The following is a 12,016-nucleotide window of genomic DNA, read 5'->3' as shown; positions in this document are numbered from 1 at the left end:
GTGCTCGTCACTGGGGGTTCGGGCTTCCTGGGCCAGCATCTGGTCCGGGCACTGATCCCGTTCGGAGCCGAGGTCATCGTCCTCATGCGCGATCCGGAGGCGAGCGGGTGGATGCAGGCTCTGAACCGCGAGCCGGAGCGCGCCGGCCGTTTCAGCGTCCTGCACGGCGATCTCTTGGATGAGGAGGCCGTCGTCCGGGCGGCGGCGGGCGCCCAGATCGTCTTCCATCTCGCCGGGCGTGGCGGCGGCGGTGGATCATTCCGGGCCTTCACGGATGCGAACGTCACCGGCACCTGCAATGTCCTGACCGCCTGTGCGGCGCATTCGGTCGCCCGCCTCATCTTCATCAGCACCGCCGCCGTCTACGGGAACGGCGCGCAGCTTCCACTCGATGAGAGCTACCCGCCGCGGGGCAGCAGCATCTACGCCGCCTCGAAGATCGCGGCGGAAGCCCTGGTCGCAGCTTATGTCGCGACCGGCGCATGGGCCGTGACGCTGCGCCCGTCCAACATCTACGGTCCAGACCAGATGACCGAGACGGTGGTGACCACTCTCTTGACCCAACTCGGCGCGACGGACGAGATCGTGCTTCGCGCCCTGCATCCGGTCCGCGACTACATCTATGTCCAGGACGCCGTCGATGCGCTGCTCGCCGCAGCCCTCCGTCCGGACCTGCCACCCGGACGCACGCTGAATATCAGCTCCGGCGCCGGATGGTCCGTCCGGCAGCTCGCGGAAGCCGCGATCACCGCCGTGCAGCGCACCGAGCCGAACCGATCCGTCAGGGTTCGGCCGGTCGACAGGCCTGCCAGCGCGCCGGTCGACTACCTCGTCTGCGACAACACCGCCGCCCGCGCAGCGCTCGGCTGGATGCCGCGCGTCGATCTCGTCGACGGCCTACAGGCAAGCTACGCCGCCCGGATCGGGCGAGCCTGACCCCGCCGCTCCACCCCCGCCTTGGGATGGCAACGGCATCGGCCCAAGGATCTTGTGTCGGCGTGCGGTCGGGCTCAGGCCGCCGGGAGGAAATGCTCGGGCCGAGCCGTGAACTGCTCCTGGGCGCGGGCATAGTCGTCGGGACGGCCGATATCGATCCAGTCGCAGTCCTCGACGTAGCTCACGACTTTCTGCGACGACGCCAGCAGTGCACGCACGAGGTCGGGCATGTCGAAGAAGGTGTCGGCTGGGATGAGCGGCGCGACGGCTTCCTTCGAGAGGACGTAGAGGCCCATCGAGGCCTCGAAATGCATCGACGGCTTCTCCCGGTACTCCGACACGGTCAGATCCGAGTCCACGGTGAGCGCCCCGAAATCGGCCTGCAGCGTCCGACGATGGGTCGCGATCGTGGCCGCCGCCCCACGATCGAGATGCTCGCGCACCATCGCCGAGAAGTTCAGCGTCGTCAGAAGGTCGCCGTTCGTGACGATGAAGTGATCGGGCAGTTGATCGAGGTTGGCGGCGATCGGGCCGCTGGTGCCCAGTGGCTTGTCCTCGACCCTGTAGGTGATGTTGAGGCCGAGATTCGATCCGTCCGTAAAAAAGCTCCGGATGAGATGGTGGAGATGGTTCACGGCCAGGATGACGTCCGTCACCCCATGCTGGCGCAGTTGGCGCAGCAGCAATTCGAGGATCGGCATCTCGCCGATCGGCATCAACGGCTTGGGCATGACAGCCGTGTAGGGCATCAGGCGCGTGCCCTTGCCGCCGGCGAGAATGATGGCCTTCATCGCTTGTCTCTCAGACGACGTAGCGATCGACGTCCCGCCGATCGTGCTGGGACCGGAAGTGCTCGATCGTCCGCTCCAGCCCCTCACGCAGGCCGACCTTCGGCGTCCAGCCTGACTGCGCCTGGAACAGGCGGTTATCGGAGATCAGCCGTTCCACTTCGCTCTTGCTCGGGCGGATGCGCTGCTCGTCCGTCTCGATCACCGCCTTCGAGCCGACGATCTCGAGGATCATGGCCGCCACCTCGCCGACCGTCTGGCCGGAGCCGACGCCGAGATTGAAGGTGCCGCCCTCGAGCCCTGGGGTCACCGCCGCGGTCAAGAATCCGTTGGCAGTGTCGGTGGCAAAGGTCAGATCCCGCACCGGCGTGGTCGAGCCGAGCTTGATCGCTGTCCGCTCTGGCTCCAGCGCCTGCATGATGACGGTGGGGATGAAAGCGCGGGCCGATTGGCGCGGGCCGTAAGTATTGAACGGCCGTACGGTCACCACCGGAACGTCAAAAGACCGGTAATAGGACTCGGCGATCTTGTCGGCGCCGATCTTCGAGGCCGAATAGGGCGATTGTCCCTGCAGGGGATGCGCCTCGTCGATCGGGACGTATTGCGCCGACCCGTAGACCTCCGACGTGCTGGTATGGACGACGCGCTGTACCCCATGCCGGCGCGCCGCTTCGAGCACGTTGAGCGTGCCCTCGACATTGACCTTCACGTAGTTGCGCGGCGCCAGATACGAGTACGGGATCGCGATCAGGGCAGCGAGATGGAAGACAATGTCGATGTCCTTGGTAATCGCCTGAACGTATTCCGGATCGATAATATCGCCGAAGACATACTCGATCTCGCGATCGATCTCGGGGGCGACGCCGGACAGATTTCCGCGGTCCCGCATGGCGTTGTAGTGCAGCAGCGCCGTCACCTTGGCGCCCTGCCGTACAGCTTCCTCGGTGAGATGGCTTCCGATGAAGCCGCCTGCGCCCGTGACGAGCACGCGTTTTCCGGAAAGGGTCAACCGATCATTCCCATCATTCGTGGGTGCGGCGGCTCGTCGTTCGAGGCCGACCGCCAGAACACCTCCGGCCCGGGCACGCCTCAGATCGCCTCCGCGGAGCAGTGACCGCAAGGCTTTGAACCCAAGACTTGGAACGCGGCCCCTGGCCGACCGGTCCGGGCCATTAGCCTAGTTCCCACGCCCCGACAAGCGATTGCCAAGTCCTGGTCCGCCTCGCTCCTTCGCAGTGCCCAGTTTGCCTGGATGAACCGTCCGGGCGGTGACACATTCCAGCGCCAGAGCATCAACGCGCGATGGAGACAACGCCACAAATACACAATCTGAAAGAAATAAATCTTGCAAAATATATCTGAGGTTGGAAAGATTACCGTGCGCCATCGTCGTTCGTGTTGCTTTGGCGCTGGGCGGCGATAAAAGACGGGACCGAGACCTCTCACACGCGAGTGTGGTGCCCCCGTATCCATGCTTCGGACCACGGGATCGAAGCCCTTACGTTCACCTTGCCGTGCGGGGCGAAACGGACCCTGGCGCGGGCGCGATCCACACATCCGAGAATGTTTCCGCCGTCGAAAACGGCTGCGACCGACCAGACGAAGAGCAGGACCGGCGAGGTGGGGTCGAGCTGATGCAATTGTTCTATGCGCCGCGCTCTCCTTTCTCGCGCAAGATCCTGGCGACCATCGTCGAACTCGATCTCGCCGCACGGGTCAGCCTCGTGCGGATCGATCCCTGGACCGATGAGACGCTTCGCCGGCACAACCCGGCTTGTAAGGTTCCGACCCTCCTTCTGGACGACGACTCGGCCCTGTTCGACTCGCCCGTCATCGCGCGCTATCTCGACACCCTCTCCGGACACACGCTCATCCCGTCCGCACCCCGGACTTGGGACACGCTCCGGCGCGAGGCGTTGGGAGACAGCTTGGCCGAGGCGGTGATTCGCCGATTCGTCGATCGGCTCGGCCCGCACGATGACCGCCTCGAGCGCGTGGTGGCGCGGCAGGAAGCCGCCATCACCGCCATCCTCGACGGGTTGGAGGCCGCGCCGGACTGGATGCGGGCTCCCACCGATCTGGGGCATCTCGCGATTGCCTGCGCCCTCGACTATCTCGACGGACGCTCGCCCGACCTTGAGTGGAATGCACAAAGACGCTTGCTCGCAGCGTGGTTCTATGATTTCCGTGAAAATTCATCAATGAAAATCGCTGCAGATCCGACAATCGGCACCTTTCGGTCCATCAATAGCCCACATCCGTCGGCAGAGGTCTGAGAAATTGAAGATTGCAGTCTTGGGCTCATCCGGCATGCTCGGAAGCGCCGCCTTCCGATATTTGTCACAACGCTTTCCTGGGGCTGTCTATGCGACAGCGCGCTCGTCGGCAGTCAAAAAAATCTTTCCGGAAAATGCCGCCAACATCACGGTCGGGATCGACGTCGAGAACGCGGACGCATTGGCCGGCTTCCTGCGTGAGGTGCGGCCCGACGTGGTCCTGAACTGCGTCGGGGTCGTCAAGCAGCTCGCCTCCGCCGAGGATCCGCTGGTCGCGATCCCGATCAACGCCATCCTGCCGCACCGGCTCGCCCGGTTGGCCGACCTCGTCGGCGCTCGTCTCATCCATGTGAGCACCGATTGCGTCTTCACCGGCCGCAAGGGCAACTACCGCGAGAGCGACGCGCCGGATGCGGAGGATCTCTACGGGCGCTCGAAACTCCTCGGCGAGGTCGATTACCCGAACGCGGTCACGCTGCGCACCTCGATCATCGGTCGTGAGATCGGCAGCCGCAACGGTCTCGTCGAGTGGTTCCTGGCCCAGAGCGGGTCCGTGCGCGGCTACCGGCGGGCGATCTTCTCCGGCCTCACCACCGACGAACTGGTGCGGGTGATCGCCGACCACGTGCTGCCGAACCCGTCGCTGCGCGGCGTCTACCATGTGAGCGTGGACCCGATCAGCAAGTTCGACCTGCTCGGGATCGTGAAGGACGTCTACGGCGTCACCACCGAGATCGAGCCCGACGACGCGGTGGCGATCGACCGCTCCCTCAATTCGGACCGGTTCCGGGCCGCGGTCGGCTACGCGCCGCCCTCCTGGCCGGATCTCATCCGCAACATGCGTCGTTTCGACGACGAAGCCTTCTCACGGATCCGCTGATGTTCTCCGGCAAGACACTCCTCATCACCGGCGGTACCGGCTCCTTCGGCAACGCGGTGATCCAGCGCTTCCTCGCCACCGATATCGGCCAGATCCGCGTCTTCAGTCGGGACGAGAAGAAGCAGGAGGACATGCGCATCCTGCTGCGCGATCCGCGGATCCGCTTCTTCATCGGCGACGTGCGCGAGTACAACTCGATCGCGCAGGCGGTGAAGGGCGTCGACTACATCTTCCACGCGGCGGCGCTGAAGCAGGTGCCGTCCTGCGAGTTCTATCCGATGGAGGCGGTGCGCACGAACATCCTCGGGGCCGAGAACGTGCTGAACGCCGCGGTCGCCTCCGGCGTCGAGCGGATGATCGTGCTCTCGACCGACAAGGCGGTCTATCCGATCAACGCCATGGGCCTCTCCAAGGCGATGATGGAGAAGCTGACGATCGCCAAGTCGCGCATGCTGGCCAAGGACGACACGATCCTCTGCGCCACGCGCTACGGCAACGTCATGGCCTCGCGCGGCTCGGTGATTCCGCTCTTCGTGAACCAGATCAAAGAGGGGCGTGACCTCACCATCACCGATCCGACGATGACCCGCTTCCTGATGTCGTTGGAGGACTCGGTCGATCTGGTGCTGTTCGCCTACCAGCGCGGCCAGCAGGGCGACATCTTCGTGCAGAAGGCGCCGGCCTGCACGGTCCGGGATCTGGCCGAGGCCCTGCGGACGATTTTTGAAGCCAAGAACGAGATCAAGATCATCGGTACGCGCCACGGCGAGAAGCTATACGAATCCCTGGTCTCGCGCGAGGAGATGGCGCGGGCCGAGGATATGGACGGGTTCTACCGCATCCCCGCCGACGACCGTGACCTGAACTACTCGAAGTTCTTCACCTCCGGCGAGACGGCGATCTCGGCCGCCGAGGACTACACCTCGCACAACACGCAGCGGATGAACCAGCAGCAGGTCATCGATCTGTTGCTGAAGCTCGACTATATCCAGCAAGCCCTGAAGCCCGCCTCGCGGGCCAGGGCCGCCTCCTAGAGCCGTATCCGACCTGATTGCACCAGGTCGGCGTCTCTAGAGCATCATCCCGAAAGTGGCCTCCAGCTTTTGGGAAAAAGACGATGCAAAAGCAAAGCCGAGAGCATCGTCTTGGATCCGACATCCGAGACGATGCTCTAGATCCTTGTTTTGACGCGCATTCTCTCGACGAACCGGTGACCACTTCGTCGGAATGCGCTCCAACTTCCGAACCGGGACCGAGACCTTTGAAAAAAATCCTCACCCTGGTCGGAACACGGCCCGAACTCGTCAAGATGTCGCTCGTGATCCGGGCGCTGGATCGGCTGACGAATCACATCCTCGTCCATACCGGCCAGAACTACGACTACGAGCTGAATCAGGTCTTCTTCGACGACCTCGGCATCCGTAAGCCCGACCACTTCCTCGAAGCGGCCGGGGCAAACGCGGCGGCGACAATCGCGCGGGTGATCGAGCGCGCCGACGCCGTGCTCGAACAGGAGCAGCCCGACGCCGTGCTGATCTACGGCGACACCAATTCGGGTCTCGCAGTGATCCCGGCCAAGCGGCGCAAGATCCCGATCTTCCACATGGAGGCGGGCAACCGCTGCTTCGACCCGCGGGTGCCGGAGGAGATCAACCGCAAGGTGATCGACCACCTCAGCGACGTGAACCTCGTCCTGACCGAGCATGCCCGCCGCTACCTCCTGGCCGAGGGGCTGCCGGCGCAGCGCATCTTCAAGGTCGGCTCGCACATGGAAGAGGTGCTGGCCGAGTTCCGCCCAAAGATCGAGGCCTCCGACGTGTTGGCCCGGCTTGGGCTCGAACCGGATCGGTTCTTCATCGTCTCGGCCCACCGCGAGGAGAACGTCGATTCGCCGGCGCGCCTGCGGGTCTTCCTGGAAGAGCTCGGCCGGCTGCACGCGGCCTTCGGCCTGCCCATCGTCGTCTCGACCCATCCGCGCACCCGCGCTCGGCTCGAAGCCGTAGGCGATCTGTCGCTGCCCGACAGTGTACGCTTCCTGCCGCCCTTCGGCTTCATCGATTACGTGAAGCTGCAGACGAGCGCGCATTGCGTCCTGTCCGACAGTGGCACCATCGCCGAGGAGGCGGCGCTGCTCGATCTGCCGGCTGTCACCTTCCGCGACGCGCATGAACGGCCAGAGGGCATGGATGCCGGCACGCTGATCGTGGCACCGCTCGGCAAGGTCGATCTGGTCGAGGCCGTGCGTGCGGTGCGCGACGGCTACGGTGAGGGCCGCCGCTTCGCCGGGTCCGTGCCGGACTACCAGGGCGGCGCGGTCTCGACCAAGGTCGTGCGGATCGTCCTGTCCTATATCGATCAGGTCAACCACACCGTCTGGTCGAAGCCCGGCCCCTTCTGAAGGTCCTGGGTTTCCAAAGGGCCTCACGGCCCTTTGGCGGGTATTCAGGGCAGCGCCCTGAAGCCGCTCTCTACTCCGCCGCTTGCGAAAACCCCTCACCCGTCATCCAGGCGGCGAGGTCTTCCCGCGCCCGGTCGGTGAGCGCGCGCTTCTTGAGCGCCGCCTTCTCGGGTCCGCGCAGGCGCTTGCCGGTCTCGTTGCGCGGCATCTGCGCCAGGGGCGGAAACAGGCCGAAATTCACGTTCATCGGCTGGAACGAGCGCGGCGCGTTGCGCTCCGCCTCCTCGGTCGCCTCGACGTGGCCGCCGGTGATGTGGCCGATGAGGGCTCCCAGCGCGGTCGTCGGGGGCAGGGGGGCGAGGGTCTGCCCGTCCGCTTCGGCGAGCGCGTAGCGGCCGGCCATCAGCCCGATTGCGGCGCTCTCGACATAGCCCTCGCAGCCGGTGATCTGGCCGGCGAAGCGAAGCTGGGGCCGTGCCTTCAGCCGGAGGGTTGCGTCGAGCAGGCGCGGGCTGTCGAGATAGGTGTTGCGGTGCAGGCCGCCGAGCCGGGCGAACTCGGCCTTCTCCAGCCCCGGAATCGTGCGGAAGACCCGGACCTGCTCGGCGTGGCGCAGCTTGGTCTGGAAGCCCACCATGTTGAACAGGGTGCCGAGCGCGTTGTCCTGGCGCAGCTGCACGATGGCGTAGGCCTTCACCGTCGGGTTGTGCGGGTTGGTGAGGCCGACCGGCTTCATCGGCCCGTGGCGCAGGGTCTCGGGCCCGCGCTCGGCCATCACCTCGATCGGCAGGCAGCCGTCGAAATAGGGAGTCGAGGCCTCCCATTCCTTGAACGCCGTCTTCTCGCCCGCGATCAGCGCGGCGACGAAGGCCTCGTACTGCTCCCGGTCCATCGGGCAGTTGAGGTAATCCGCCCCCGTGCCGCCGGGACCGGCCTTGTCGTAGCGGGACTGGAACCACGCCTTGCCCATGTCGATCGAGTCGCGGTGGACGATCGGGGCGATGGCATCGAAGAACGCGAGCGATTCCCGGCCCGTCAGCGCGCCGACGGCCTCGGCGAGCGCCGGGGAGGTGAGGGGGCCGGTGGCGAGGATGGTCGAACCCCAGTCCTCGGGGGGAAGGCCGGCGACCTCTTCGCGCACGATCGTAACGTTGGGGTGCGCCTCCAGCGCCGCGGTGACGGCCTGCGAAAACCCCTCGCGATCGACGGCGAGCGCCCCGCCCGCGGGGACTTGGTGGGCGTCGGCCGTGCGCATGATCAGCGAGTCGAGGCTGCGCATCTCCTGATGCAGCAGGCCGACGGCATTGCCGTTCGCGTCGTCCGAGCGGAAGGAATTGGAGCAGACCAGTTCGGCCAGCCCATCGGTGTGGTGGGCATCGGTGCCGCGAACCGGCCGCATCTCGTGCAGCACGACCGGGCGGCCGCCCTGCGCGACCTGCCAGGCCGCTTCGGAACCGGCGAGGCCACCGCCGACGATATGGATGGGGTTCGTCATCGCGACGGAATAGAACCACGCGGTCGCGCGATCAATGCGGGCAAGCCCGCGAACCGGAGGCGAAGCGGGGCGCGGCCGGTGCGACGGACCGGATGCGCGCCATCGCCGCGCCGGCAAAGGGCGCCCGAAGACCCTCCATGAAGCAGGCCCCTGGCGCGAACCAGGGCAACCGCTCCGGAAGACGTAAGCCGCAATTGCTCGCGGGTTCCACATCGCGGCCGAGACAGGAAAACCGCGCCGGCGTTACCGTGGCCCCTCGTCCCCGATATCCGGGCCGGCAAGCGGAGCGGACGGCTATGGCGATCTCTCCCGACGGGGCGCTGCCCTACTTCGTGTATGACGGCTACCTCGTCTCGCTCTATCCCTGGATGGGCCAGCGCGTCGCGCTCCTGACATCGGCCAAGGATCTCGACGGCGATGTCATGCAGGACATCCTGAACAGGATCGACGCCGCCTACGACGTCTACCACGCCATCACCGGGCAAGCCCCGGCCCCGTACAAATCCTATAACGGCCTGCTCACGATCGCCGAGGTGCCCACGGCGCTTCAAGGCGCGGCGAACGCGATCGGCTTTCTCGGCGCCGCCGGCATCGAGATCACGACCGGCGTGTTCGATCAGCTCTATGCCGGCGCGGCCGAAGCCGGCACCTTCGATCAGACGGTCTTCTACGAACTCGGGCGGAACTTCTGGTTCTACGGTCCGCAGCTCGGGGAGGTGGATGCCTTCGTCACGGGGTTCGCGATCGCCAACCGGTTCGTGTCGATGCAGGAGGCCGGCATCCCCGGCAGCGCGTTCGGTGCGCTGCCCTTCGCCGAATTCAAGCAATCCCTCCTCGAAGACCTGGCGCAGACCTTCTTCGGGGAGGCGGGCACCACGCTCGCCAACACCCTCGGCGCGGCGACCGGCGTTCCGAACGCCAACAATTGGGGGGCGGCCGACCTCGCCGCCTCCCTGCTCACCCAGGTCTACGAGGATCTCGGCTTTGACGCCTATGCGCGCTTTTATCAGGAGCTCGCCGGCCGTCCCGCCGCGGGCACGCCGACCGAGGCCTTCGGCAATCTGGTTGCCGCCGCGAGTCAGGCCACGGGGATCGATTACGGTTTCCTGAACAAGGCCGAGGGCGTCGCCTATGTCGTCGGCGGCCGGGGCGACGACCGGCTCGAGGCCGATGGGAGCGGCAATCCGGTCCTGGGCTTTGGCGGCGACGACACGCTCGTCGGCACGGCCGGAGCCGACCGGCTGTTCGGCGATGCGGGCAACGACATCCTGCGCGGCGGAGGCGGCCGCGATCAGCTCGTGGGCGGGGCCGGTGACGACACCTACTTCGTCGACACGCCCGGCGACCGGGTGTTCGAGGGTCGGGGGCAGGGCACCGACCGGCTCGTGGCGACGAGCGCGTACACGCTGGCAGCCGGCCAGGAGATCGAGATCCTGCAACTCGCCAAGAGCACCGGCGGCGCTCCGCTCTCCCTTACCGGAAACGCCTTCGGTCAGACGCTGATCGGCAATGCCGGCGACAACCGGCTCGCGGGCGGCGGCGGTGACGACAGCCTCGTGGGCGGCCTCGGCGCCGACCGGCTCACCGGCGGAGCGGGTGCCGACACCTTCGTGTTCGACACCCGGCCCGGCCGCGGCAACGTCGATCACGTCAGGGATTTCGCGTCACAGGACGACGTGTTCCATCTCGACCACGGGGTCTTCTCGGGCCTCGAAACCGGGGCGCTGGCGCCCGAGCAGTTCAAGACGCTCGGCCCGGCCAAGGCGATCAAAGCCGATGCCGACGACCGCATCCTCTACAAGCAGAAGACGGGCGAGCTGTTCTACGACGCCGACGGCAGCGGACGGAAAGAGGCTGTCCTGATCGCGGTCTTGGATAACCACGCCGCCCTCGACCACACGGATTTCCTCATCGTGTGATCGGGAGTGATCCCGGCTGCCGGGCGCAAAACCGGGTCAGTGCAGCTTCGGTCCGATTAGGAACCGGTCGCGATCGACCGAGGTCAGCGCCAGCCGGATCGGGCGCCCGTCCCGGTTGACCGTGAGGGGGACGCGCACCCCCGCCTCGCCGAGCGCCCAGACCTGCCGGAAGAAGCCGGCGAGGTCGGCGACCGGCTCGCCCGCCACCTCGGACAGCACGTCGCCCGCGCGCAGGTCAGCGGCCTCCGCCGGGCCCTTGTCGGCGGTGCCCATCACCACGACGCCGTCCTCGGTCTCCGTGGCGTAGAGGCCGAGCCAGGGGCGGGGCGGGCGGTCGGCCCGGCCACGGGTCTCAAGATCGGTCAGGATCGGCGGCAGGAGTTCGATCGGCACGACCATGTTGATCGCCCGGCCCGCCCCCGTGCCGCCCTGCTGGAGCTGAAGCGAGCCGATGCCGACCAGCGTGCCGTCGGACCCGATCAGCGCGGTGCCGCCCCAATGGGGATGGGCGGGGGTGGTGAACAGGGCGTCGTCGAGGACGTACTCCCAGTAGCCGGCGAATTCCTGCCGGGCGACGAGTTCGACTGCGAGGCTGTGCGAGCGCCCGCCCGCCCCCGCGACCACCGCCCGCTCGCCGACCTTCATCGTATCCGAGCGCCCGAGCTTCAGGGCGGGCAGGCCGAGGCGGCCCAGGGCCTGGACGAGGCCAAAGCCCGTCTCCCCGTCATAGCCGACGACGTAGGCCGGCACCGAGCGCCCGTCATGGGTGGTGAGCCAGACGCTCTCGGCCTCCAGCACGAGGTAGCCGATGGTGAGCACCAGCCCGTCCTCGCGGATCACCACGCCGTTGCCCGCCCGCTCGGTGCCGAGCGTCTCCGCCGTAAAAGCCTCCGCCGGCACCCGCGAGGAGAGGGAGACGACCGAGGTCAGCGCCCGCTCCAGATCGTAGGCGTAGTCGCCGGCCTTCGGCTGCAGGGCGGCCGGAATCCTGAATTCGCCGTGCGCGGACATGTTCTGCGATTTCCCTGGGCCCCGCTCTGCCGCCGCCCGTGGACCGACTTTCGCGGAAACGGCGGCCGCCGGGGCGGTCGCATCCGTCTCCCGTCCGCGGGGTTCGCCGGGCTGCGCTCCCGACACAGATAGGCGGCGCAGCTCGCCTCGACACCCGCCCGCCGCCGCGTCGAAAGGCTTCGGCGCCGGGGGCCGACACCGCGCCCTCACGCTTTCGCACCGTCCGGCGCTCTTCCCCCCGTGAAATTGCCGAAACGGCGTCGCGAAGACCCTGCCGACACCGCGACGACCTGTGGTGCGTCGGCCAAGCCTC

The 12,016-nt window shown here is 66.8% G+C and carries 10 protein-coding genes; 6 read left to right on the top strand and 4 right to left on the bottom strand.

Annotation, left to right across the window (positions count from 1 at the left end; translation table 11 throughout):
- Window positions 1–936: an NAD-dependent epimerase/dehydratase family protein gene (locus ASF53_RS17695; RefSeq protein ID WP_162242236.1), complete on the top strand. Its 936-nt coding sequence runs from the start codon at window positions 1–3 to the stop codon at window positions 934–936.
- Between the two features lie 74 nt (window positions 937–1,010).
- Here the strand turns inward: ASF53_RS17695 and ASF53_RS17690 are convergent, their stop codons facing one another.
- Window positions 1,011–1,727, bottom strand: a complete 717-nt coding sequence (locus tag ASF53_RS17690; protein ID WP_056201346.1) for a nucleotidyltransferase family protein — start codon at window positions 1,725–1,727, stop codon at window positions 1,011–1,013.
- A gap of 10 nt (window positions 1,728–1,737) precedes the next feature.
- Window positions 1,738–2,712 (bottom strand): GDP-mannose 4,6-dehydratase, encoded by a 975-nt coding sequence (locus ASF53_RS17685; RefSeq protein WP_286134511.1) that lies wholly within the window; start codon window positions 2,710–2,712, stop codon window positions 1,738–1,740.
- Window positions 2,713–3,238: 526 nt separating this feature from the next.
- Between ASF53_RS17685 and ASF53_RS17680 the strand changes: the two genes are divergently transcribed.
- From ASF53_RS17680 to wecB, 4 genes are all read left to right on the top strand, one after another.
- Complete coding sequence (locus ASF53_RS17680) at window positions 3,239–4,000, top strand: glutathione S-transferase family protein (protein WP_156635625.1); 762 nt, start codon at window positions 3,239–3,241, stop codon at window positions 3,998–4,000.
- A 4-nt stretch (window positions 4,001–4,004) separates the two neighbouring features.
- Window positions 4,005–4,880 carry a dTDP-4-dehydrorhamnose reductase family protein gene (locus ASF53_RS17675; RefSeq protein WP_056201336.1) on the top strand — a complete coding sequence of 292 codons (876 nt, stop codon included), beginning with the start codon at window positions 4,005–4,007 and terminating at the stop codon, window positions 4,878–4,880.
- Window positions 4,880–5,914, top strand: coding sequence for a polysaccharide biosynthesis protein (locus ASF53_RS17670; protein ID WP_056201333.1), 1,035 nt, complete (start codon window positions 4,880–4,882; stop codon window positions 5,912–5,914). The genes ASF53_RS17675 and ASF53_RS17670 overlap by 1 nt, the downstream gene beginning before the upstream one ends.
- 227 nt (window positions 5,915–6,141) lie before the next feature.
- Window positions 6,142–7,278, top strand: coding sequence for a non-hydrolyzing UDP-N-acetylglucosamine 2-epimerase (gene wecB / locus ASF53_RS17665; RefSeq protein WP_056201330.1), 1,137 nt, complete (start codon window positions 6,142–6,144; stop codon window positions 7,276–7,278).
- Between the two features lie 70 nt (window positions 7,279–7,348).
- On the opposite strand, the gene trmFO is transcribed toward wecB, so the two are convergent.
- Window positions 7,349–8,773 (bottom strand): methylenetetrahydrofolate--tRNA-(uracil(54)-C(5))-methyltransferase (FADH(2)-oxidizing) TrmFO, encoded by a 1,425-nt coding sequence (gene trmFO / locus ASF53_RS17660; protein WP_056201325.1) that lies wholly within the window; start codon window positions 8,771–8,773, stop codon window positions 7,349–7,351.
- A 296-nt stretch (window positions 8,774–9,069) separates the two neighbouring features.
- Between trmFO and ASF53_RS17655 the strand changes: the two genes are divergently transcribed.
- Window positions 9,070–10,692 carry a calcium-binding protein gene (locus ASF53_RS17655; RefSeq protein ID WP_056201322.1) on the top strand — a complete coding sequence of 541 codons (1,623 nt, stop codon included), beginning with the start codon at window positions 9,070–9,072 and terminating at the stop codon, window positions 10,690–10,692.
- Between the two features lie 36 nt (window positions 10,693–10,728).
- On the opposite strand, the gene ASF53_RS17650 is transcribed toward ASF53_RS17655, so the two are convergent.
- On the bottom strand, window positions 10,729–11,703 hold the full coding sequence (locus ASF53_RS17650) for a S1C family serine protease (protein WP_056201319.1): 975 nt from the start codon (window positions 11,701–11,703) through the stop codon (window positions 10,729–10,731).
- Window positions 11,704–12,016 lie beyond the last annotated feature (313 nt).

The sequence above is a fragment of the Methylobacterium sp. Leaf123 genome (genome assembly GCF_001423405.1).
GTDB lineage: Bacteria > Pseudomonadota > Alphaproteobacteria > Rhizobiales > Beijerinckiaceae > Methylobacterium.
Note: the sequence above shows the minus strand (reverse complement) of the source record. Positions and strands in the feature narration are given on the sequence as shown.